The organism is Peribacillus sp. NPDC094092, assembly GCF_050279365.1.
Classification (GTDB): domain Bacteria; phylum Bacillota; class Bacilli; order Bacillales; family DSM-1321; genus Peribacillus.
Map to the genome: position 1 here is coordinate 721,519 of NZ_JBNNUC010000001.1, position 21,584 is coordinate 743,102.

28 protein-coding genes are annotated in these 21,584 nt (G+C 36.7%); 7 read left to right on the plus strand and 21 right to left on the minus strand.

Features of this window, described 5'->3' with window-relative positions:
- Positions 1-92 precede the first annotated feature (92 nt).
- Complete coding sequence (locus tag ACQKNS_RS03405) at positions 93-359, minus strand: hypothetical protein (RefSeq protein WP_427641195.1); 267 nt, start codon at positions 357-359, stop codon at positions 93-95.
- Between the two features lie 686 nt (positions 360-1,045).
- Here ACQKNS_RS03405 and ACQKNS_RS03410 point away from each other — a divergent pair.
- The gene (locus ACQKNS_RS03410; RefSeq protein ID WP_427641196.1) at positions 1,046-1,816 is read left to right on the plus strand and encodes a hypothetical protein; all 771 of its coding nucleotides are present in this window, start codon (positions 1,046-1,048) and stop codon (positions 1,814-1,816) included.
- A 275-nt stretch (positions 1,817-2,091) separates the two neighbouring features.
- Here ACQKNS_RS03410 and ACQKNS_RS03415 read toward each other — a convergent pair whose 3' ends face one another.
- The 8 genes from ACQKNS_RS03415 to ACQKNS_RS03450 all read right to left on the minus strand — a co-directional run bounded on the left by ACQKNS_RS03415 (position 2,092) and on the right by ACQKNS_RS03450 (position 4,203).
- Positions 2,092-2,274 (minus strand): hypothetical protein, encoded by a 183-nt coding sequence (locus ACQKNS_RS03415; protein ID WP_427641197.1) that lies wholly within the window; start codon positions 2,272-2,274, stop codon positions 2,092-2,094.
- Positions 2,275-2,358: 84 nt separating this feature from the next.
- The gene (locus ACQKNS_RS03420; protein ID WP_427641198.1) at positions 2,359-2,667 is read right to left on the minus strand and encodes a hypothetical protein; all 309 of its coding nucleotides are present in this window, start codon (positions 2,665-2,667) and stop codon (positions 2,359-2,361) included.
- A 60-nt stretch (positions 2,668-2,727) separates the two neighbouring features.
- Positions 2,728-2,892, minus strand: a complete 165-nt coding sequence (locus ACQKNS_RS03425) for a hypothetical protein (protein WP_427641199.1) — start codon at positions 2,890-2,892, stop codon at positions 2,728-2,730.
- A gap of 47 nt (positions 2,893-2,939) precedes the next feature.
- Positions 2,940-3,146 carry a hypothetical protein gene (locus tag ACQKNS_RS03430; RefSeq protein ID WP_427641200.1) on the minus strand — a complete coding sequence of 69 codons (207 nt, stop codon included), beginning with the start codon at positions 3,144-3,146 and terminating at the stop codon, positions 2,940-2,942.
- A 24-nt stretch (positions 3,147-3,170) separates the two neighbouring features.
- The gene (locus ACQKNS_RS03435; RefSeq protein WP_427641201.1) at positions 3,171-3,422 is read right to left on the minus strand and encodes a helix-turn-helix domain-containing protein; all 252 of its coding nucleotides are present in this window, start codon (positions 3,420-3,422) and stop codon (positions 3,171-3,173) included.
- A complete protein-coding gene (locus tag ACQKNS_RS03440; RefSeq protein WP_427641202.1) occupies positions 3,412-3,603 on the minus strand; it encodes a hypothetical protein in 192 nt (63 codons plus the stop codon). Before ACQKNS_RS03440 ends, ACQKNS_RS03435 begins: the two co-directional genes overlap by 11 nt.
- Before the next feature lie 54 nt (positions 3,604-3,657).
- Positions 3,658-3,855, minus strand: coding sequence for a hypothetical protein (locus ACQKNS_RS03445; protein ID WP_427641203.1), 198 nt, complete (start codon positions 3,853-3,855; stop codon positions 3,658-3,660).
- 24 nt (positions 3,856-3,879) lie between these two features.
- A complete protein-coding gene (locus ACQKNS_RS03450) occupies positions 3,880-4,203 on the minus strand; it encodes a hypothetical protein (RefSeq protein WP_427641204.1) in 324 nt (107 codons plus the stop codon).
- Positions 4,204-4,640: 437 nt separating this feature from the next.
- Here ACQKNS_RS03450 and ACQKNS_RS03455 point away from each other — a divergent pair, with 437 nt between their 5' ends.
- Both ACQKNS_RS03455 and ACQKNS_RS03460 read left to right on the plus strand, forming a co-directional pair.
- Positions 4,641-5,147 (plus strand): hypothetical protein, encoded by a 507-nt coding sequence (locus ACQKNS_RS03455; RefSeq protein WP_427641205.1) that lies wholly within the window; start codon positions 4,641-4,643, stop codon positions 5,145-5,147.
- 19 nt (positions 5,148-5,166) lie between these two features.
- Positions 5,167-5,751 carry a hypothetical protein gene (locus tag ACQKNS_RS03460; RefSeq protein ID WP_427641206.1) on the plus strand — a complete coding sequence of 195 codons (585 nt, stop codon included), beginning with the start codon at positions 5,167-5,169 and terminating at the stop codon, positions 5,749-5,751.
- A gap of 112 nt (positions 5,752-5,863) precedes the next feature.
- Here the strand turns inward: ACQKNS_RS03460 and ACQKNS_RS03465 are convergent, their stop codons facing one another.
- Together ACQKNS_RS03465 and ACQKNS_RS03470 are read right to left on the minus strand one after the other, a co-directional pair.
- On the minus strand, positions 5,864-6,334 hold the full coding sequence (locus tag ACQKNS_RS03465; protein ID WP_427641207.1) for a DUF2690 domain-containing protein: 471 nt from the start codon (positions 6,332-6,334) through the stop codon (positions 5,864-5,866).
- A gap of 632 nt (positions 6,335-6,966) precedes the next feature.
- The gene (locus tag ACQKNS_RS03470; RefSeq protein WP_427641208.1) at positions 6,967-8,379 is read right to left on the minus strand and encodes a DHA2 family efflux MFS transporter permease subunit; all 1,413 of its coding nucleotides are present in this window, start codon (positions 8,377-8,379) and stop codon (positions 6,967-6,969) included.
- 367 nt (positions 8,380-8,746) lie between these two features.
- Here ACQKNS_RS03470 and ACQKNS_RS03475 point away from each other — a divergent pair, with 367 nt between their 5' ends.
- Positions 8,747-8,887 (plus strand): CPCC family cysteine-rich protein, encoded by a 141-nt coding sequence (locus ACQKNS_RS03475; protein ID WP_427641209.1) that lies wholly within the window; start codon positions 8,747-8,749, stop codon positions 8,885-8,887.
- A gap of 317 nt (positions 8,888-9,204) precedes the next feature.
- Here the strand turns inward: ACQKNS_RS03475 and ACQKNS_RS03480 are convergent, their stop codons facing one another.
- The 3 genes from ACQKNS_RS03480 to ACQKNS_RS03490 form a co-directional block, all read right to left on the minus strand.
- Positions 9,205-9,462, minus strand: coding sequence for a TM2 domain-containing protein (locus ACQKNS_RS03480; RefSeq protein ID WP_427642118.1), 258 nt, complete (start codon positions 9,460-9,462; stop codon positions 9,205-9,207).
- A 154-nt stretch (positions 9,463-9,616) separates the two neighbouring features.
- Complete coding sequence (locus ACQKNS_RS03485) at positions 9,617-10,324, minus strand: toxin regulator (protein ID WP_427641210.1); 708 nt, start codon at positions 10,322-10,324, stop codon at positions 9,617-9,619.
- Between the two features lie 543 nt (positions 10,325-10,867).
- Entirely contained in the window at positions 10,868-11,632 is a 765-nt protein-coding gene (locus tag ACQKNS_RS03490) for a hypothetical protein (protein WP_427641211.1), read from the minus strand.
- A 488-nt stretch (positions 11,633-12,120) separates the two neighbouring features.
- On the opposite strand from ACQKNS_RS03490, the gene ACQKNS_RS03495 reads away from it, so the two are divergent.
- Entirely contained in the window at positions 12,121-12,807 is a 687-nt protein-coding gene (locus ACQKNS_RS03495; protein ID WP_427641212.1) for an ArsR/SmtB family transcription factor, read from the plus strand.
- A 90-nt stretch (positions 12,808-12,897) separates the two neighbouring features.
- On the opposite strand, the gene ACQKNS_RS03500 is transcribed toward ACQKNS_RS03495, so the two are convergent.
- The 4 genes from ACQKNS_RS03500 to ACQKNS_RS03515 form a co-directional block, all read right to left on the minus strand.
- Positions 12,898-13,782 carry a DMT family transporter gene (locus ACQKNS_RS03500; RefSeq protein ID WP_427641214.1) on the minus strand — a complete coding sequence of 295 codons (885 nt, stop codon included), beginning with the start codon at positions 13,780-13,782 and terminating at the stop codon, positions 12,898-12,900.
- A 236-nt stretch (positions 13,783-14,018) separates the two neighbouring features.
- A complete protein-coding gene (gloA2, locus tag ACQKNS_RS03505; protein ID WP_427641215.1) occupies positions 14,019-14,405 on the minus strand; it encodes an SMU1112c/YaeR family gloxylase I-like metalloprotein in 387 nt (128 codons plus the stop codon).
- Positions 14,406-14,706: 301 nt separating this feature from the next.
- Positions 14,707-14,829: a hypothetical protein gene (locus ACQKNS_RS03510; RefSeq protein WP_427641216.1), complete on the minus strand. Its 123-nt coding sequence runs from the start codon at positions 14,827-14,829 to the stop codon at positions 14,707-14,709.
- Positions 14,830-15,302: 473 nt separating this feature from the next.
- A complete protein-coding gene (locus ACQKNS_RS03515; RefSeq protein ID WP_427641218.1) occupies positions 15,303-15,542 on the minus strand; it encodes a hypothetical protein in 240 nt (79 codons plus the stop codon).
- 416 nt (positions 15,543-15,958) lie between these two features.
- Between ACQKNS_RS03515 and ACQKNS_RS03520 the strand changes: the two genes are divergently transcribed.
- Entirely contained in the window at positions 15,959-16,429 is a 471-nt protein-coding gene (locus ACQKNS_RS03520) for a DinB family protein (protein WP_427641219.1), read from the plus strand.
- A gap of 466 nt (positions 16,430-16,895) precedes the next feature.
- Here ACQKNS_RS03520 and ACQKNS_RS03525 read toward each other — a convergent pair whose 3' ends face one another.
- The 3 genes from ACQKNS_RS03525 to ACQKNS_RS03535 form a co-directional block, all read right to left on the minus strand.
- A complete protein-coding gene (locus ACQKNS_RS03525) occupies positions 16,896-18,095 on the minus strand; it encodes an NlpC/P60 family protein (protein ID WP_427641220.1) in 1,200 nt (399 codons plus the stop codon).
- 505 nt (positions 18,096-18,600) lie between these two features.
- Positions 18,601-19,344: an SDR family NAD(P)-dependent oxidoreductase gene (locus ACQKNS_RS03530; protein ID WP_387594890.1), complete on the minus strand. Its 744-nt coding sequence runs from the start codon at positions 19,342-19,344 to the stop codon at positions 18,601-18,603.
- Between the two features lie 50 nt (positions 19,345-19,394).
- Positions 19,395-20,147, minus strand: coding sequence for an SDR family NAD(P)-dependent oxidoreductase (locus ACQKNS_RS03535; RefSeq protein WP_427641221.1), 753 nt, complete (start codon positions 20,145-20,147; stop codon positions 19,395-19,397).
- A gap of 275 nt (positions 20,148-20,422) precedes the next feature.
- Here ACQKNS_RS03535 and ACQKNS_RS03540 point away from each other — a divergent pair, with 275 nt between their 5' ends.
- On the plus strand, positions 20,423-21,562 hold the full coding sequence (locus tag ACQKNS_RS03540) for a LuxR C-terminal-related transcriptional regulator (RefSeq protein WP_427641222.1): 1,140 nt from the start codon (positions 20,423-20,425) through the stop codon (positions 21,560-21,562).
- Positions 21,563-21,584 lie beyond the last annotated feature (22 nt).

Genomic DNA, 21,584 nt, shown 5'->3' on the forward strand with positions numbered 1-21,584 from the left:
TATTTTTCAATTTTGGTTTTTCTTCTAGCACTGTGTTAATTGTTGGAGGTTCCGTCAATAAAGTCTCGACTTCCCATCCTGATATAAATTTCTCATAAGTTCTTTGCATTGCTTGGGGATTTAAGTGCGTGTATATCCAATATCCTTCCTTGACGAGGATATTTTTCTTCTTGCTTCCATTTTTCGCTTTCAGAATCGGAAGTTCGGATACCTACACTTTCAATTGTTTTAATGGTTTTGTCCATATCAAGATTCATGAAGTATGCCCAGAACTGACGGAAGATGCCTGCATGAGATTTATCCTTTAATGTAATTTCCATTCCATTTACAGTGAATTCATATTTATGCTTTACTTCCATCATCATTCCTCCTATATATTGGTGGCAAGAGTACTTACATCTTCAAAGATTACGATCACTATTCGTACCTTGGAATATTCTTTAATGCTCCGATAGCACTCGTAACCTGCTGTTTATCCATCATATAGCCCCCTGTTTTTCTATTTATTTAGTTACTTGTAAATCATAAAAATTTGGCAGCCTAGCCCATTTCTGAAAAAAGTTGTGCAAGTGTTGATACTGCTGGTTTTTTATTTTTACTTGTACTGGCTAACGGTATAAGTTACATCGTTCCTTGAGAATAGAATAAAAACGCTACAAGATTCAAATCGGTAATACTTATACTCATATATTAACGATTTAAAAGATGTAGCGTTTTGAATTGAATCAAAAAAACTCCAATAAACTGAGTGGAAATGTGAAGCACTTGAAATATGGTTGTATAGAACCATCAAGACTCAAGATCTGGTAAAATATCTGTTTTATGTATATAAAAAAATGAGGAGCACTCGGTGAGTACTCCATCAATTATTTAAATAGTAGAGGTTTGTAAATGCCACGAATAAACATTAACATTTGTGACTTCATCATCGGCATAAACTTCGGCTTTTTGCCTGCAACTACTTGTGCGTGAAAATAGGAAAATTTCACTGTGATATATTCCGTTTAGTGATAAAATGGATGAATGTAACAGAGGGGGAAACAACATGAAATTTACTTATTTAATCGGCACATTGACCGTAACTTCTGCTTTACTTTTGGCGGGGTGTAACGCAACAGAAACAAAGGTGGAAAAGGAAGCAACGACAGCTCAAGCGAATAATGTTGAAAAAGAAAAAAAAGTTGAGCTTACGAAAGAAGAAAAGCTTGCGGAACTTCCTTCACCTTATGATGAAATTGGGAAGCATTTTGCAGAATGGGAACTTCCGAAAGAAGGACGCCTTCCGAAAGACGACCCACAATGGAAAGAAAGTATTCCCGAAAACGGAAAAGACCCATATGACGCATATGTTTATTATACAAACGGATATGGCTTCGATAAAGAAACGGGTTCAATGTTTACAGTTGCTTACATGACGGATGATGAAGGTCAAGGAGAACCGCCCCACCCAACGCCCGACCAACGTGAAGGTGTGATTATGGGGTATATTGACGAAATTGTTCAAGACGGCGACTATGTTATTGAAGGTGAACCAATGTATGTCAAAGATAAAAACGGAAAGACAATTCCGAACTTGACTTTTATGGCAAATATTAAAGTCGATATTGAAGCACACGTAATTGACGCAATTCACAATGTAAGATATTACGCTGAAAAAGATGAATTGAAACCGCTCGAAGAATGGGCGAATGAAACACTTAATCTTTTTTATGATGCAAGTGAAACAAACGACATTGAAGAATGTTGGAAGTCGTATTCGAAAGGTATGGATAATATCGAACAATTGGACAAAGCAATCAAACTTGCACGTGAATGAATCAGGCGTCCCTTCGGGGGCGTCTTTTTTGTTTTCATTATTGAACTATTAGTTGATCCGTTATTGCGATTCTATGATCGCCTTCATAGGATTTATCGGATAAATATAAAAAACCACCCAATGAATCGACCAGGGCGGTTTAGTGACGTATTATTTAAAATTCGAATAAGTATTAAGAAGTTCATAATTACCCAGCTTGTCGATTACTGAATTATATCTACTACCTGCTTTCCTAATATTAATTTTAATTCAGTATCCACAATTCTCACCCTTTCTTATTCCACGTCTGTTATTTCTAAAACAATAATATATCCTTCTGTAGAGCCTTCATCAACTTTTGGAATTACAGAATGTAAAATTGCTCCTTCTTCAGACCAAATTCTAATCACATCGTCAATTTCTCCAGCATCTATACTCAGACTTTTGGTGGGCACATATTTTGTTGTATATTGAGCCATCATTTCACCTCCAATCATTTACTTTATTCGACAAATTAGGTGAATTATCCTACAAAAAGGACCCCGCCATTTATGCGGAATCCTTCAATATTCTTCATTTTCAGTTTCAACTTCAAAAAGGTTGAAACTTGATGATTCATCTGGGTTGAATGCAGGTTCTTCATTTTCATATTTATATTTATGTTCTTCTACATATTTAATTTTCTGATATTCCTCTTTTGACATACCTTCCCAAATCTTTGGACTATGGTCTTCATGGCCAGGTTGAGGATGTATAGTTGGTGTTGGATCCAAAATAAAGCTACCCATAAATATGGCTGTGTAGAATAGGGGCATTGCCATAAGCAACGCAATTAAGCCCAACGCTCCAACTATATTTATGTATTTTTTCATTGGTGACATACCTCCCAATTTTTGAATCTTTATATTCAATTAATGTACAACCAGCATATTTTAGTCCTTCCAAAGCCAGTCACGAAACCACTTGACGGGAAGAACAGCCAATAAACAAATTACAATAAGTATGAATGCAATATACAGCATTCCCAAATCAATCAGTATGCCCATTACTACAGCTACACAAGAAATTATAATACCGATAGAGGAACGTTCAGTCATTGTTTCACCTCCTTTTTGGTCGGCTCCATCGTGAAACACGACATACCTCAAGAACTGTGTAACAGCTTGCTTTCAACATTACGCAACACTCCAGAAGCAAAGCTATCAGCAACAAGATATTGCAAGGTCCTCGTAGCTGTCATTCGTTTGTCTGGATGCTTCAATTGCAGGTGAGCTTGAATGGCTCTGAACAGCTCATTGTTCTCTGGTCGGTTAGCATTATAGATTTCTTGTAAACTATTCGATTTTTCCATGGCTTATCCTACTTTCCAAATGGGTCAATATTCATATGGTCTATATTTCTTTCTCAATGACTCCAATTCCTTCTTTTTTTCAATTAAATCATCACGTAGAAACAGCGAAGTTGCTCCGGATTTCTTGCAAGGTGTGATTTTCCCCGACTTCACTAAGCTACGGAGACGAGCTCTCGTTATTCCGAGCAGTTCGATAGCTTCAGATGTTAAAAGAACATCATTTTTTATGAACTCCCGTTTATCAAACCGTTGTAATATATAAAAATCATTCGTCATGACGATATACCTCCTCCCGTTTGGTCAGTTCCAACAAATCTTTAATCAATTCATCCGTATGAGGAAAGACAAACACCTGGTATTTCCTGTTGTTTCGATTCGGCATTGTGTGATGAAGGTCATGTCCACGTTTAATTAGCTCAATGGCTAAAGATTTTTTGTAAATGTTTTTGAGTCCCATGATATTCACCTCCATTTATGAAATTGGAAAAGGAGGTAAAGTACCTCCTTGAATTCATTCCTTTTCCTTTTTTTCTTTCTTTTCCATTTTATGAAGAATGATTGAACTAATAATCGTATAGACCACAAATGCCATCCAATAATAACCTGTATAATCCTTATCATTACCAATGGACGAAAATATGGGTATCAAAAATAGCAAATTTGGAATGGTCAATAACAGTCGGAGTTTCCAAAGGTATCGTCCCCACATCGGCAATTCCTCCTTTTGAAATTATTAGCAGTGCTTTTGGGATTTTTTCCATTCTTCAAATATTATGTCACTGGCAATAATTTCAGCATCCGTAAATTCCAATCCACATAAAGCAACTTCAATTTCATCAGCAGCTCTGGCATCGAAAGATCGAAATTTTGCAACGAGAGCATAAGCTCTTTGTCTATCAATTTCCACAGCTACAGATTTGATATCACCAAGTAAATCCAGGTCGTTGATATAATGCTCTAAAGTTCTTTTGGCAAGAAAGTCGGTTCCGTTATTGCTATCACGGAAAAATAGGTCTGTTAGCGTTTTTATTGCAGTTGATAAGATTTCTGTTTTCATAGTTTCACCTTTCTTTATTATTCTGAATTTTCTATTTTTTTATATTACTTCAATATTATGAAGGACTGTTTTTAGGCTGTAAACTACAAATTCCAAAAAGACCTAGGATTAATTCCTCAGTCTTCAAACTGAGCGTTGTTAAAATTTTCTCCCAGCTTTGAATTCGACTAGTCCCTTAGACTCATCTTTCAACTTTTTTGCACTTTTACCTAACATTCGAAAAGTTTCCAATATAATAGCGGTGTCTTGAAAACGAATATAAAAAAATTTAACTATAGGTTGCATCAAACGACATAGTCTTCAAATTCTCTATAAGAAAATCTCAGGAGGTTGTCGTTCAGGGAGGAAATTGAACAGAAGAAATTAGAACAAATGAACAAAATTAAGCCACAGGAAGTCAATCCATTGATGGCATTATTACAAAAGGAGAGTAAATGATGTATAAATCAGTTGAATATGCCACTAAAGTGTTGTCAGGGGAAATTGTGGCCCCTTCTCAAGTAAAGAAAGCATGTGAAAATTTCTTGCATGAATACAACGTGTTACAACATCAAGACGACTACGATTTTAAGTGGAATGATAAAATTGAATTAATCGTAGATGAAATCATAAAACAACTGAACTTCGCTCGTGGAGCGAAAAGTGCTCAGCCAATGCACCAAAACTTAGCGCTGTTCCAATGGTTCTTGATACAGAATACATTTTGCTGGGTTTACAAGGAATTTCCAACCAAACGGAAAGTTCGTGAAGTCATCTTCACTGTAGCACGGAAAAATGCTAAGTCTGTATTATCTTGTATCATTCAATTGATAGCATTTTTCCTTGACGAGGAAATCAAACGCATTACATCGGCTCGAATACCAAACAACAAGCCAATATCATTTTTGAGGAGCTTGTCAATATTATCAAGAGTTCTCCGAACATGTTGCCATTGTTCAACATAAAAAAACTTACGTTGAGTTCGTGCCAAAAAATTGTAAGATTGTCGCACTTTCAGGTGATGCTCAAAAAGCCGATGGAACAATGGTTTACGTGGCTAGTGTCGATGAATTAGGGGCTAGCAATGAAATATTCAAGATGGTTTCATCATTGGAAACAGGTCAATTTGGACCTAGGAATCCATTAATCATTAAAATATCTACGTCCTCCCCTATAGAAAATGGCTTCAACTATTGGAATGAAACAGTTGAAGACCTACGTAAAAACACGTTTGCTGACGTTCCTAATCCACGTAAATTCGGTCTAATCTATAGTATCGACAATCCCAAGGAACGTGTTCAGTACGATGGCAGGGACGTAGAACGGTGGGAAGTTCCTGAAAATTGGGCAGAATCAAATCCACTTGTTGCCGAACTACATGATCTCGCTGAAAAACTTATCGAAGATTACAAAACGAAAAAAGATATTCCGAAAGATTTTTTCTTGTTCAAAGTCAAGAACTTAAATCTCATGTATGTTTACTTCTTTTTTATAAAGAAAGAAAATGATAAAAGAGGGAGAACAAATCATCTGGATGACTTGTTCTCCCTCTTTTTTAGAATCCCTTAGATAGGCTTGACGTAGAAATGATAGGACATGGGAGGGCAAGCCTCCATGGCGGCGTTGGAAAATGTTCATAACATATCTCATTTTGCTGAAGGATGCAAAATTTCTTCGCAGATTAATACCAAGTAGTTTTTGCTGTGCCACCTCCAGCAGCTCCAAAGGCGTAAGCCTTATACCCAACACCATTATACACTTGTGCGCTATGACAGGAGGTTTGACCACGATTTATCCTCCCGTTACCACCACTACTAGCACAAGAATAAGATGTTCTTTTAGTCCCGCTACTAGTATAACTATACACCGTTGCATTCCCAAAGGCATCTATCGGAGCAGCATTTGTAAGCTTCATATAAGCCCAAGATGTTTGACACTTATAACTCCATTTTAGGTATACAGTTCCAAGATAATAACCGTTGGAGTCAATGATTTGTTTTGAAGCTTTGGTGACTCCATCACTTGAACAACCTGTTGTAATAGGATTTGTACCATCATAAGATAGGGCAAATACTTTTTCAGCTGGTGAAACCGCAAATATCAGACCAAAGACAAAAGTAAATATCATCCCAATATTTAATAATTTTTTCATTATAACACCCCCCCTCTAAAATTTACCATGTAAAAATTTGCATCGCGATGAACTAAGGGACTATTTTACATTAAAAAAACGACCATTTTTTAGACAGCAACTAAGCAAAAAAAGCTACTAAAGTATTAATCTTCTGAAAATAAATTAAAAAAGAAATCAAATGAGTACTATATACAAATCTAGTTAACATAATGCCCTTTTATCGGTATAAAAAAGAGAGTATAGCATAAAGCCATACTCTCCCCACAAATAGAATTAGGATCTTCGATTTTAAGAAGATCCTTTTAACTTCTTGTTCAAATTAAGAAATCTGTTAGTTAATAATCCCTTGCGCTTTCCATTAGTCAAAATACTTTTGGTAACCCATCCTTTCAGCAGTCTAACCAAGATTTAATTCTTTTTGGAAACCTAAATGAAAACAACAAAGCAGTGTATCCCGAAAATTGGGATGCACTGCTTTGTTGTTTGTTCGAAAGAAACTGACTTTATTTTACCTGTTTTAAATGTCTTTCAAGTTAACCTAATCATTGTGGTTCACAACAATATCTTCCTTAAGTCCATAGACACTTGCAATCGATTCTACTCGGGCGCGAAAAAAGGATTTTTAGTTTAAAAAACTCGGATTCAAATCTTTAATTCTTCTTTCCGAACTCTTTTCCTGCTGATTTTTGATCCTTTATTTTAAAAGAAATGAGAAAGCTAATTAATGAAAGTACAGCGATGACAATAAATGAGATTTGCGCGCCATACATATCAGGATGGACTATCTCGGGACGCTGTTGAGCATTTTCGGTAGCTGATGTCATTACAGTAACAAGTATTGCTGTACCTACAGATGCGGCAATCATTTTCATCGTATTATCCATTGCAGCACCATGGGCGATTAATCGTTTAGGCAACTGGTTTAAGGCGGCCGTTGAAACAGGCATCATAACCATGGCTAATCCGAACATCCGAACACTGTACATGACCATTATGAATGTAAAACTTGTCGAAGGACCAACATCCATAAAAGAAAAAGAGGAAGCGGTTATAAGGAGTAATCCGCCAATAACCAACCACCTGGCCCCAATCCGGTCAAAAATACGGCCAATGAAAGGGGACATTAATCCTGTAATAAGTGCTCCAGGAAGTATCGCTAATCCTGCTTCAAACGCAGTGAATCCACGCATGTTTTGCATAAATAGCGGGATGAGCGTTTCGGCACCTATCAGACCCATAAAGGTAATGGCTCCAATAATAATGGCAATCGGGAATAATGAATACGTGAACACACGGAACTCCAGCATTGGATGCTTCAATCGCAATTGCCTTTTAATAAACCAAACAAGTGAAATTGTTCCGATGCCCAGTGATACGATGGTACTCTCGTCGGTCCAGCCATAATTACCTGCAGCTGTAAAACCATACAATAATCCACCGAAACCTACGGAAGATAAAACAATCGAAAGCACATCCACTTTTGGCCGTGTAACTTCTGTTACATTTTTTAAAGCAAAGAACGCAACTATGATATCAATAATAGCAATTGGAAGAATGATAAAGAATAATACCCTCCATGAGTAGGTCTCCGTAACCCAGCCCGACAAAGCGGGCCCAATAGCCGGCGCGAAGGAAATGACCAGACCGACCAATCCCATAGCTGCACCCCGTTTATGAACAGGGAAAATCATTAGGAAGACTGTTTGCATTAACGGGAGCATAATTCCGGCTCCGCTCGACTGAATCATCCTTCCTAGCAGCAGCATTCCAAAATTAGGAGCTAGCCCCGCTACCAATGTACCAATTGCAAAAATCCCCATGGCTGAAAGGAAAAGCTGTCTTGTGGTAAAGCGCTCCAGTAAAAACGCGCTAACAGGGATCATGATCCCATTAACCAGCATAAAAACGGTAGTTAGCCACTGTGCACTATTTGCCGTAATATTCATTTCCTCCATTACAGGAGGAATTGCGGTAATCATTAATGTTTGATTCAAGATCGCAATAAATGTACCCGCAAGCAAAAGGGCGACAATCGTTGTCTGTTTACTTTTTGTTGAACTCACTTATGATCCCCCTTTACGATTAAGAAAAAAACATACTTTTGTAGATTACACGAATTCACATCAGATATCCAGTTATTTGCTGTTAAAAATAAAAGCAAATAAGTCGGCATTAAATAATGAACTGCACCCCAATTGTTAGACACAACTAACAATTGGAGGGAAGACAAAGTTGAGACACTGACATGCCCCAAGTGTTCTATTCTAAAGGTATGCTAACAGGTGCATTAGCTTAAGTTCGGATCTGTCTTCAAGGCAGTTTTTTCTTAATCCAATTATCGGGGCAGTATAGTTTAGAAAGAATGTTTAAATCGTAAAGAATGATTTTGATATTAATGAAATTTATAAGAAAAATGAGGGTGGGATTTTAGTGCAACGTGTAAAATGCTCTTGCTGTGGATTTCCGACATTAGACGAGCGCAGGAGTTATGAAATATGTGAACTTTGTGACTGGGAAGAAGATGGACAAGAAGATCTATATACAGATGAAGTTTGGGGTGGTCCAAATTGAGATTACTCGCTTCATTAAACATCTCAATATATATAGAGATAAAATATATGAAAATCATTGGTTACTATATAACCCTACTTACCAAGGATTCCATGATCAATTATTACAATATCTCCAATTTCAGCGTATTCTTTGCTATGTGTCATAGTTCAATGTGGTGGATTGGATTTGTTGTATTCTTCGTCATAATAACACGCCCAATCATTAAATGTAATAATCCCTGGTAGGAAAGTTTAATACTAGTTTCTGGCAAAAAAAGAGAATATACGGTAATCCACTAGAGTTCAATAGATTATCATACATTCTCATGTAATAGACTATATTCTGTTTTTAAATAGCAGATTCTGCTTCTGTGCGGTTGTTTCTTGCTTGTTGTAGCACATAACTTCCATTTCCATCGTATCATTTTTACGGTCAATTGCTTTACCGATAGCAAATCCGGCAAATAGAGACCAAATTCCAAGACCATCAAAAGTCAGCAACATTCCAATTCCCATACCGGTATCACCAGCATAAAATCTATGACCGCCCCAAACTCCTGTGATCCACCAAAGACATAAGCAATTCCTTTTGATTTTGACTTACTTACTTCGGATTGTACCATTGCCAATTGTTCTGCAGTCATTCCTTATTTAGCTAATAATGTTGTTATAATTCCTCCAAGTTGTTTGTTAGTTTGTAAGTCATTCAAAATCATAAGTGTTAGTTCTTAATTAATCAATAGGCAAATTAGCGTTCTACTTTTTCAATAGACATACCTGGAATGGATATATCTCCACCCATTGTAGATTCATAAGTTATCAAACCGGTTGATAATCCCATGATCGTGATTTTGTCATCTTCTAGAATCCTAGAGTCAACGATAGAAGAGTCAAACTCTGCATAAAGGATAGTGTCGTAATCATCACCAACAGCAAATCTTATTTGAGTGGTACCGTCACCTTCCATTACTTGAACAACAGTCCCATGGAATTTTACTTTTTCACCGAAATAGTCATCAGGAGTTCTAGCTAATTGGTCATAGGTGATTCCTGTGTCATAACCTTTCTTTTCTTCCTCTTCTGCTAATCGGTCAGCTTCTTCTTGAGCCTTTTCTTCAGCTTCACGCGCTGCTTTTTCCTCAGCCTCTTTCTTAGCCTTGGCAGCTTCTTCTTTTTTCTTTAGTTCAGCTTCTTTTTCTTTACGTTCTTCATCTTTTAACTTGAAGAAAGGTTCCGCTTCTTTCACTTTAGCTTCAAGCTGCTTGTTTTCTTCTTCCCATTGGCTATTTTCTAATGTCAATTCTTCATTCCTATTGTCCAGTTCTGCATTCTTACGAACAGCAGCATCATATTCTTCACCGGAAGGGCCAAACAATGAACCAATAAACAGAGCGATAATGGCAGGGAGAATGTATCTCCAATTTTTTTGGGTGAACCTAAGAAATTTTTCAAACATCTTAATAAACTTCCTTCCCTAGTGAAAAAATTGATTTTTTATCATTTATTACCAATAACTAAAGACCCCGATGTGGAGCTGTATCTTTCTCAACGGTTTGATCACAACCCGCCATAATCCTCGAGGCTAATGCTGGATTACCTAAAATTTTTCTATATTTCCTCTCCCTACCCTCCATATTGACTATGTTAATTATTTTTCGCCATTACTATAGTAACGCATTAAAGATGTATTTAATATACTTTTTTTAAAATTTGATTAATTATTTTACATTTTTATTTCATATTTCACTCATTCACTTACTTTCGTAATATTTATCTGTTGTCTTAGTAGACATTGTGTTTTAACCTATCTAAAGGAGACTCACATAACATCAAAAATTAAAAATCATATCAGACAAAACCAATACTAGTGAATATAAATAGGATATTAAACTCCTTGTGGATCCGAAAATCCTGGAATTCCCGGTTATTTTAACGCTTTTATTTCATTCTTTAAAAAGTTCAATATCTTTATCCCTCCTGCAAATAAAAAGCACCCAATTTAATGGATGCTTAGATTTCCTTTCTTTCGTAATCTTATTTCGAATTTTTCACTGAAAAATTCATTTGCATTAAATATAGTACTAATGTCAGAAATATCGCCTACGTTCACGATTAAAGCTTCATCAACTTCTTGATCTGTTAGAACTATGCGATATTCATATTGATTTTCAAAATATTTATCTTTCCAAAAATAAATATCAGTCCCTTGATTTTTATAAGAACTCATCCTCGCTGAGGAATTGATGTTATAGTCATCATATTTTACCAACCCTCCTCTGTAAGCATAACCTTTTTCATTGAGTGTTCTGGTAATTCTGTCAATAAATTGCGATGGAGTGACAAAAATCAAGCTATCCCCGAACTCCCTGATCATTTTATCGATTTGTTCATTAGGTAAATCAAATTTGGTATAGTAATACTTTTCATCCTCCTTAACCACTTTTAACATATCTCCGACAATTGCAAACATACAATATAATGGTCTTTTTTCATTAATATTTTTTCTGAAATTCATTTTTTTAGTTCGCCCCGACATAATTAATTCATGGGTATCTTGAGTGAAGAAATTCATTGTTAAATCCGTAAAAACATGTGTTGCTTCAAATTTGTCTCCTACACCTTTTTCTCCTGAAGCACTTTCCATATCAATATATTTTTTGAAATTATTCATATATAAATCTCCAGACAAGAAACTTTCCACAAAAGGTGTGAACTTTATAAATCCAAGAACTTGGCTTTTAAATCCAACGTCTGATATTTTCATACTGTTGATTCCCTCCTTTTTGACTACTAATTTCGACAAAAGGGACTATTCACCGGTATTTACTGTTAGTGAACATGTAAATATGTATGCCTAGTTCACAAAGAATATACTTCAATAACAACGCATACCCAAAGGATAGACAGTCTTTCTTCTATTTAGTTTCCATAAGCATATCCGTTATGCTTTCCTGTTGTCTTAACAAATTACGAAGGTCTTAAAGCTGAATTCATCCATGCACACACGAATGGTTCGCATCTATTGCGTATGTTTTTACCTTCCACGAACTGGAATTATTTTCAGGAAAATATCCGTAACGGCTTATTAACAAATATTTAAAGCTTGAATCGTGAATATACGAATATCACCAGGGCAGCGGTACTGTATAATAGAAAAATAAGTTTACATATTTTAAAATGCAATTTACTTTGCGTTCATCTTTTTCAAACTAAAACGCAACTGAAATATCGGTAGAAAGGTTGGGAACTAATTTGAGTATAAATCCAAATATGGTGGAGATAGCCTCCCTTCTTGGGGAAAAGTCACGTGCAACAATTCTTGCAAGTTTACTGGATGGGCGTTTTCATACGGCAGGTGAATTAGCATTGATGGCTGTAATAACACCTCAAACTGCCAGCTTTCACCTTTCTAAATTAGTGGAAGGTAACCTTGTCAAAGTTGAAAAGCACGGAAGGCATCGTTACTATCAGTTAGCAAATGGAGAAATTGCGCGCATTTTAGAATCATTTCTGGCCATTTCCCCGCCTCCTGAAGTTCGGTCGTTAAAACAATCACACCAAGCCAAACTGCTTAAGGAAGCCAGAACTTGCTATGATCATTTGGCAGGAAAACTAGGAGTCCAAATAACTGAATCGATGTTGGAAGCTGGATATTTGAAAAAAGAAGAGAGAGAGTTTACAGTCACACCCAAAGGAGATCGTTTTTTTTCTGAATTCGGCATCGATTTACTTGATTTAAGGAAAAAACGCCGTTCCTTTTCCCACTCATGTTTAGACTGGAGTGAACGTCATCATCATCTTGGAGGTGCTTTAGGAAATGGGCTCCTTACACATTTTTTTGATTCAGGCTGGATAGTCCGAGTTCCATCTATTCGCGCAGTAAAGGTAACTGCTAAAGGGAAAGAAGGATTTAAGGAAGTTTTTTGTTTAGAGGTATAATTTAATAATCCCTCGTGAAAAAGAAAAGAGGCCTTTTCTTTTTCACGAGGGATTTTCTGTCCTTGCAGTTTAGGACGATCCATACGATTACTATAAAGCTCTTTTAACAAATTTATTTTCCTTTTGAAAATTGCTGTTTACAAGATAGATGCCAATGATAATGAACAGTCCGCCAATTAAGAGTGAAGTGTATATCTGTTCACCTAATAGTGCCCATCCTGATAATACTCCGAAGAAAGGTGCCAAAAATAAAAAGGCACTTGTTTTTCCTGGATCACTCTTTTGTAAAAGGTAATACCAAACAGCGAATTGCACGATCGATGACATGATACTTAACCATAATAAAATGAACAACGAATGACCATTCATTATGAAATAAGGTTTTTCAAGAATAAAGCTGCCAAGAAAAAGCAGTAAACCGCCAAAAAGCATTTGATAAGCGGATAATACCCATGTATCGGAAACCGCTCCCCATTTTTTCGCCAATAAAGTGGAAATGGCCCAGAAAACAGCAGAAAGAATCCCGAAAAGAATACCAACCTTAAATTCAAGTTGGGCTCCCATCGTTATAATTACTCCAACTATTCCTAATGAAACTCCAATCCATTGATACAGTTTATAGCGCGTTTGTGAAAAGATGGTACCGAATACAACAACAAGTAACGGGTTCATGAATGTAAGTATGGAGGATTCACTTGCTGTAATCGTGCGTAAACTCAGGAAAATGCACCCCATTACCCCGGCTGTTTGAAAAGTGCCGATAATAAGCATTTTAATCCAGTCCCCTTTAGAGTTTGGATGCGGTCTTTTTAAAAAGATTACGATCATCGCCATTATGAATCCGGCAAGTGTGAAGCGCAATGCTGCTAATAATAATGGGGATGAATAAGGCAGACCAATTTTAACCACTGCAAAAGAAGAACCCATTAAAAATGTCGTTAAAAGTATCAACAGTGTAAATTTGTAAACATTCATTTTTTTATCTCCTGACATATTTAAATGACCGATCTACAGATATTATATCTGTTGATTATTTCAGCTCTCATCGAAATATGGAATACAAGTGGAGATAATTCAATAGTATCGACCTATCAATGGGAATCATCATATTCATCTGTTGAAATCAAATAAAAAAAGAGTTTACCTCAATTCTTGAAGTTTTATCTCTTTAATCAAACTTCATGCCTTAAAGTCCTCTAAGCTTGTAATCCCTATTTTTCATATATTTCAAGAGGTAAATCATCCGGATCACAAAAAAAAGTAAACCTTTTTCCTGTTAACTCATCAACACGGATTGGTTCGACTGGAATGTTTTCTTTTTCTAAATCCTCAATCGCTTGATTAATATCTTCCACTTCAAAAGCAAGATGTCTAAGCCCTCTTGCTTCAGGATAACTAGGTCGCTGGGGGCTATCAGGAAATGAGAATAATTCCAGCTGATATTCCCCCCCGACGATTAGATCCAATTTATAGGATTTCCTTTCTGACCGATATGTTTCCTTCTCGATATCACACCCTAAAATATTGACATAGAAGTTCTTTGATTTTTCATAATCGGAACAAATTATTGCTACATGATGTATTTTATTTACCTTCATTTGCTACCTCCCTAAAAGAAGTGGTTAGTTTTAAAATCTAATTTCACCAAAGATATACAATAATAAAAACCAAGATTTCAGTGCTTCCTTCTGACTTTACTGCTACATGCATTTCTTTTTCACTGGTCCACCATTTGGAAAATCCAAGGTCAATGATATTATAGATAATATCATATAAAAAATAAAAAGCCTTGTTTACTGAAATTCAGTAACATCAGGCTTACAAGAAGACTTATTCCACTATAGTATTAAAATGAAGGGATCATCTTTTTGGGTTCACTTCATTCGGGTATGCTTTTCTTTACCAGTTATCCGTTTTTTCTAATAATTGATCAATATCAAAGGCATCGAGATGAAATGGAATTGACTCTTCAGCAAGTTCTTCAGTAGCTAAAAGCAATTGGTCAATATCTATTATAGTCAAAAACAATTCGCCTCCCTTTTCATACCTTTACCCTCAAACATTACTTCTAATAGTTGATTCTTTTGAGGGTATCATAACTACATTCGACATTTATTTAAGGGGTAGTTCATAGGAATTGATAACACTCTTTGTTCCTAAAAGCTCTCCAAAACTAGCCAAAAAAATAGATTTGTTCAAAGGACGAACAATTTCCAAGCTAAAGATTTAATAGCCTTGTATGGCGGTTAAGCCAAAAAGCAGGAGTTCTTCACCAAAGTTATATAGCTGTCACTCTTTAACTGAGTCTTGATAAGTCTGAAGGATTTCAATGGATGTACTTATATCGAGCATTCTATTCAGGAGGAAGTACCATTGATTTTTGCTAAAACTATATGGCGGCCACATTCGGGATTTTCACCCTATAGCGAGCGTGAACAGCCTCTCACTTACTGCCGATTCAATAGAAAAAGGGAAATACGTGGTTCGGTACACTCTTAAGTCTCATCCAACCGACACAGCGACAGTTTCTCAATAAATCCAATATAAAATTGATCTTTGTGCAAAATCCGATCATATGCATACCACGCACCGAGCCAGCGTCCATATGTATTATTCGCTGCTCTCGGAATGTATCGAACCAAGAATCTTACATCTCCAGTTCCAGCCCCTTCATAAGCGGCAAGTGGAAATTCCTCACATTCATATTCTTCAGGCTTACTTAGTTTGGAACACACTGCAACTTCCGTCTTTCTATTGGCGTTTATTCTGCACCAAATCATATTTAGAATACATTCGGGTAGGGGGGCTCCCTTGTATTCCAGGAATCATTAAACATTTCTAATAATTCCCATTATACCGGAAAATGGAACTGTATAACTTTACAATTGTATAACAATTATAAATTAGTATTTACGGAGAATGCATTGAATTTTCAATCAATTACAAAAAATCTTATGGGACTTTTTATTTTTGTAAGAATGCTAATAAAACGGAAGGGTGCAATTGGATTTATTATTTTTATTGAGCCTTAAATAATTGTGGAAAAAGAACCGGTTGACATTAAACTAATTTCAGGAAGTTTCAACCATATTCTTTTTCGTTTTTTACTGGTATAATATGGATGATTTTGTTGATGAGAGGAGAGAAAAAGATGAATCAACTTGTATTTAAGCAATTTGAGATGACAAGAGAGTACTTCATCAAGAATGTAGAATCCGTTCCTAAGGAACAAACCGACAAGCAGCCAGAAGGTTTTAATAACACAATTCATTGGCATACTGGTCACGTTTTGACTATTACAGAACAAACGATGTTTGGTTTCCCGCATGTAACAACACATCTTCCCACGAATTATATAGAATTGTTTGGGAATGGCACAAAACCAGCTGATTGGACAGGGAATATACCTGCTATGGATGAGCTGGTTGTACAGTTGAAAGATCAATTAACTCGTTTAAAACAAATTCCTCCTGAACAGCTAGGTCGAGATTTGGATACACCATTCCTAGGTTGTAAGACTGTTATGGAACTTGCAGGTTTAACATTAATGCATGAAGCGACTCATATGGGGCAAATTCAGGCAATGAAGCGTATGATTGAACATGTAAGTCTTAAAAACTAATTTAACAAAGTGTTATATTAAGATGAAAAAACCAGTCTAATAAAGCTGGTTTTTTCTTTTGATATATTTTATATATCATTAGTCTCCATAACATTCTCTATTTTCATTTACTCCATAAACTATTGAACACCCTTATACCCATTTTTATTGAGCTATTCTGCCCCGTTAGCAATCCTGTAGAGCATTATTATCGGATTTAAAAAACAGAGCCCCTCAGTATGATGAGAGTACACATAAACCAAAACTCATCTAGATACTTATTACTTCAATTAACCTGTCATAAAGTGAAAACTTTTAAAAACGCTCTCACCTTAAACGTTCGTTAATGGTGCCTCCTTCTTCATCTAAAGGGGAAGATCAAACACAAATCCCGTATTCAATAAAGTATACGGGATTTTGTTTAAGGTTAACATTAAGTGATAATATGACTAGAAAATTCAAATAGTCTAACTCTCTCGTGGCTATCTTAGTCCGTATTGACTTGGACTTGCCCAAAACTTTCGAACTTCTGAGTAAAATAACTTGAAGTAAGATCAGATATATGAACTCCCGTATTCCTTGTTGTATGAATAAAGCGACCATCCCCTAGATAAATACCGACGTGGGTTATCTCATGACTTAAGTCTGTATCGCTGAAAAATACTAAGTCCCCTGCCTTTGGATCGCTGAGTTTCGGCAGTGAGGAATAGTAGTCCGCTGCCGAACCACGTTTAAGGGAAATGCCCTGCTCCTTCATGGCCCAATAGATAAAACCGCTGCAATCCATTCCGATCATCGGATCAAATTCCCCGAAAACATAGGTAAATCCACGCAGAGTATAGGCATACTTTATGACATCATAAGCTTTATCATAGGAAGCCTCTTGATTTGTATAAAATGGATACAACGGATTGCTGTATATTTGAAGATACTGTCCCTGCATCAAGCTATCAGTTGGTAATGCGTTACGCTTTTTGATTGTATCCACCGATACACCGTAATTATCCGAGATACTTTTAAGTGTTTCATTATTTTGAACGATATGCTCTCCTTTTGGTGTATACGTTTTATACTCGACTTGGTATTGTTCAAAATATTTTTCTGTGGTAGATCTCACCTGAACTGTCTCTGCTCCGTATCCAGAATTAATGAACTGATTTCCCCCCAGATAGATCCCAGCGGTCACGGCTTTTGAACTGCCCTTTTCCAGGAAAAATATGATATCTCCAGCCTTAGGCGTATTTGTATCCATTCCTTGCTTATAATAGCCTTCAACTGACAAACGGTCGATAGGCACCATTTGTCGGGAGAGTACCCAATGAATCAATCCGCTAGAATCAAACCCTTTGATAGGTGTCTCTTCTCCAGTCGTTTTTTTAAATCCTATAAAAGATTTCGCATAATTCCCAATTTGTTTCCCTCTCTCTGACCACTGATAGTTCGAAGGAGTATAAGCAGTCTGAATGGTTAACTTCTGGCCAATATATAACTTGCCATCCGGTAAACCATTCATATTCATTAATTGCTCTTTCGATATATCATAGATCGCTGCAATCGATTCTACCGTTTCGTGAGAGGATACAGTATGCACTCGATCTGCCGCTTCAACTTTTAAGCCAGATAAAAAAGAGAAACTAACCATGCCTAGTAATATAAGCAACATACTACCTACTATTCTTTTCGCCATTTAACCCTTCCTTTATTCAACAGATTTTGTTTCTTCCTAATGAAATTCAACTTTACAACTTTATCATAAAAACACTATTAATTGGATTTACTTCCACTTTAATATTCAACTACATATAATTTATATAAAAAGGAGGAAATGGTGTATATACCTACTGGGAGATACCCGGACGTATATAAAAGTTATAGAGAGCTATTAACCGATCTAGATCGTAATCGAATGATCCGTTTGCCTTATTTATCGCCGCACACTCAAAAAGAGTTTAAAAGTATCCTCGATAGACATAAAATTACTGAATCCCCTCTCCCCTGCAACTGCTTGTATCGTTTCATCTTCCAAGGAAATGTTTTTAGCATTCCGGGGATTTTTTCATTATATGCAAAAAAAAGAGCCCTCCAGTAGAGTTGAGTAATCTAATACCACTCATCTTACGGAAGAAGCTCTATTTTACATGTAAATCACATCAAACGAATTTGACTGTTTGAGAGCACCAGACGTGCCCTTATTATACGGCCGTATAACCGCCGTCCACAATAAGGCTTGTGCCTGTAACAAATGATGCATCGTCACTTGCAAGGAAGAGAACGGCTTTCGCCACTTCTTCCGCCCTGCCTAAACGGCCGATTGGATGTAAATCGATCAAACCTTGTCTGATCTCACCTTGTGCTTCCGCAATAAGTGGTGTATCAATATATCCTGGGCAGACTGCATTGACACGAATGCCATCTTTGGCATAAGTCGAACCTAATGTTTGTGTTAATAGTTTGACCCCGCCTTTCGCAGCGGAATAGGCTGTTACCCCCGGTTTCCCTGCATGGCTATGGATGGAGCCTGTATTGACAATGGCGCCGCCTGTAGATTGTTTTCGCATTTGCTCTATCGCATATTTATCGGATAGGAAGACACCGGATAAATTAATATCAATTGTTTTTTGCCATTGTTCATAGCTTAACTCATGGATGTTTCCGTCCCTTGCAATTCCTGCGTTTGCGAACATGATATCCAGTTTTCCATATTTATTAACCGTCTCTTCAATCATACTCTTTACGTCATTTTCATTTGTCACGTCGGTTTTAACAAAAAGAGTATCATACCCTTTTCCATTTAACTCTTCTGACACAGCTTGTCCATGATCAGCAAAATCGGCAATGACCACCTTCGCTCCTTCTTCTGCAAATAATTGAGCCGTACTTGCTCCAATCCCGCTTGCTCCCCCAGTTACGATCGCCACTTTATTTTCCAATCTCATAATTAAACACTCCTTCGTTTTTAGTTTCTAATACCCGTTAGAAAGTGATATTAGCGAGCAGTCGCTCCGCCATCTATTACAAATTCAGTACCCGTAGTATAGGAAGATTCGTCCGAGGCAATGAAAAGCACTGTATTCGCCACATTATTGACGCTGCCCAGATGTCCCAACGGGAATTCTTTACCCAATTCATCTTTTGAACTGCCCGTTTGTTCAGATGCATAGTCCGCCATCCCGGTATCGATATACCCTGGATGAATCGAGTTTACCCGGACCCCTTTTGAAGCATACTCGATAGCAGCATCTTTAGTCATTGTCCGGACCGCTCCCTTGCTTGCACCGTATAAAACATGGCCAGGGGCGCCAATCAAGCCTGCTATGGAAGAAGCGTTTATGACAGAACCTTTATTTTGTTCCGCCATCAGTGGCATAATATGCTTCATTCCCAAGAATACGCCGGTCACGTTAATCGACATGAGACGATTCCACTCCTCCAATTCAATCTCCGCAACCGGTTTAATGATATAAATACCCGCATTGTTGAACAGAACATCCACCTTATCAAAAGTATCGATCGTTTCCTTTGCAACCTTTTTCCAATCTTCTTCATTACTGACATCATGATGAATGAATAGGGCCTCTCCGCCGATTGCCTGAATGGCTTTCACAGCTTGATCACCGGATTCCTGGTTTATGTCAGTGATGACGACTTTTGCTCCCTCCCTGGCAAATAGCAAAGCTGTTTCCTTCCCGATTCCTGTACCCCCGCCAGTAATGATTGCCACTTTGTTTTCAAGTCTCATGATTTCATCAGATCTCCTTTACTTATTTTCCTGATACTGAAATCCTCATCCTTAGAGGTTCTCACTAGACAAGTATTCTTATACAAGTAAATGAAGCTGACTTTAACAATTGCCCATCCCTATGAATGGTATGCCGCTAAAAAAAGCTTCATTGTCTGTCTATGCCTTTATTTTACTCCTCGTAATGTGAAATACTATCCTATAATATGCTGTATAATAATAGTGTAAGTATCCCCCTTATATAGGGGTATTTTGTTTAAGGAGAAGAGACCCGTATGACCCAGCCCTCTCATGCTTATGAAGAAATATCGTTTCAGCAATTCATATTATTCATAAAAAGCCATAACAAACAAATTGAAGAAAACATCAATATTTATTTGAATCTTGAGCCGCTAATATTAGAAAATGAACGTAAGGTGATACAAACATTACTGGAATCATTTCTACTATTTTTATCCGCTCCAAAAATGGAAGAAATAAATGAAACATACGATAATTATCTGGAAACTTGGCTCCAATCACATCTACCCATTTTAAATGTGAACCATTTCAGCATGTTCCGATTAATCTTTGAAAAGTCCATCGTCACCTTAATGGCCAACATAAAACATGCCCATGCCTTCTCCATCCTAATGTTCTTATTATCCATTTTCTCTCATCTCATCCATAGCTATAATAAATGGAAGGATGTCGAACCAACGCAACCTTTAAAAACCCACGAAGAAAATGCTGAACTTAAAAGGCTGAAACTATTAGATCAGTTAGATGAGCTTCTAATCAACTCATCCGGAATTAAGGATTTTGCTCATATCCTAAAAAAATGTGAAGAGTTCTTTCACTATAAAAGATGTGTTTTCTATGCTTATATTCCTTGGTCCAATCAATTTTATGGCACCATTGGATTGGAGCTTTCCAAGGTTCAAAGCATGAGAGGACAACTCAGCTTAAAGCAATCCTTTGTTTTCAATTCAAAAAAGCCTGTATTTTTAAAGGATCCCAATCATTATATTAAAAAGGAACATATAACGTTGTTTAATCTTTCATCTGTCATATTTGTGCCGATCGTTCATGACCAGCAAGTTTTCGGCTGGCTGACCTTTGATCAATTAGGAGAGGAATTTGATTATTCAAAAGATGAACTAACTTTACTTGAACAGGTCGGAAAACGGTTAGGCTTATATTTATCAAGAAAGGATGATGAGGTATCCATTGATACAGATCTACAATTGACGGAACGGGAATCCATGATTTTAAATTTGCTGGCGGAGGGGCTTAACAATAAAAAGATGGCCGAATTATTGCAATTAAGCGAGCATACTATAAGGGATTATATAAGCAGTTTAATGACAAAGTTTAAAGCCAAGAACCGTACACAAGTCGTAGTCTATGGATTTCGTTTTGGTCTATTAAAGTAAAATCCGGTTTCCTTTAATCGTT

Coding starts and splice junctions, on each gene's coding strand:
- ACQKNS_RS03430 (WP_427641200.1), bottom strand. CDS start 3,146: ATGGAAAAATCGAATAGTTTACAAGAAATCTATAATGCTAACCGACCA.
- ACQKNS_RS03490 (WP_427641211.1), bottom strand. CDS start 11,632: ATGAAAATATCAGACGTTGGATTTAAAAGCCAAGTTCTTGGATTTATA.
- ACQKNS_RS03520 (WP_427641219.1), top strand. CDS start 15,959: ATGAATCAACTTGTATTTAAGCAATTTGAGATGACAAGAGAGTACTTC.
- ACQKNS_RS03530 (WP_387594890.1), bottom strand. CDS start 19,344: ATGAGATTGGAAAATAAAGTGGCGATCGTAACTGGGGGAGCAAGCGGG.
- ACQKNS_RS03405 (WP_427641195.1), bottom strand. CDS start 359: ATGGAAGTAAAGCATAAATATGAATTCACTGTAAATGGAATGGAAATT.
- ACQKNS_RS03445 (WP_427641203.1), bottom strand. CDS start 3,855: ATGTGGGGACGATACCTTTGGAAACTCCGACTGTTATTGACCATTCCA.
- ACQKNS_RS03425 (WP_427641199.1), bottom strand. CDS start 2,892: ATGACTGAACGTTCCTCTATCGGTATTATAATTTCTTGTGTAGCTGTA.
- ACQKNS_RS03525 (WP_427641220.1), bottom strand. CDS start 18,095: ATGGCGAAAAGAATAGTAGGTAGTATGTTGCTTATATTACTAGGCATG.
- ACQKNS_RS03540 (WP_427641222.1), top strand. CDS start 20,423: ATGACCCAGCCCTCTCATGCTTATGAAGAAATATCGTTTCAGCAATTC.
- ACQKNS_RS03500 (WP_427641214.1), bottom strand. CDS start 13,782: ATGAATGTTTACAAATTTACACTGTTGATACTTTTAACGACATTTTTA.
- ACQKNS_RS03415 (WP_427641197.1), bottom strand. CDS start 2,274: ATGGCTCAATATACAACAAAATATGTGCCCACCAAAAGTCTGAGTATA.
- ACQKNS_RS03420 (WP_427641198.1), bottom strand. CDS start 2,667: ATGAAAAAATACATAAATATAGTTGGAGCGTTGGGCTTAATTGCGTTG.
- ACQKNS_RS03410 (WP_427641196.1), top strand. CDS start 1,046: ATGAAATTTACTTATTTAATCGGCACATTGACCGTAACTTCTGCTTTA.
- ACQKNS_RS03485 (WP_427641210.1), bottom strand. CDS start 10,324: ATGTTTGAAAAATTTCTTAGGTTCACCCAAAAAAATTGGAGATACATT.
- ACQKNS_RS03455 (WP_427641205.1), top strand. CDS start 4,641: ATGTATAAATCAGTTGAATATGCCACTAAAGTGTTGTCAGGGGAAATT.
- ACQKNS_RS03450 (WP_427641204.1), bottom strand. CDS start 4,203: ATGAAAACAGAAATCTTATCAACTGCAATAAAAACGCTAACAGACCTA.
- ACQKNS_RS03435 (WP_427641201.1), bottom strand. CDS start 3,422: ATGACGAATGATTTTTATATATTACAACGGTTTGATAAACGGGAGTTC.
- gloA2 (WP_427641215.1), bottom strand. CDS start 14,405: ATGAAGGTAAATAAAATACATCATGTAGCAATAATTTGTTCCGATTAT.
- ACQKNS_RS03440 (WP_427641202.1), bottom strand. CDS start 3,603: ATGGGACTCAAAAACATTTACAAAAAATCTTTAGCCATTGAGCTAATT.
- ACQKNS_RS03535 (WP_427641221.1), bottom strand. CDS start 20,147: ATGAGACTTGAAAACAAAGTGGCAATCATTACTGGCGGGGGTACAGGA.
- ACQKNS_RS03465 (WP_427641207.1), bottom strand. CDS start 6,334: ATGAAAAAATTATTAAATATTGGGATGATATTTACTTTTGTCTTTGGT.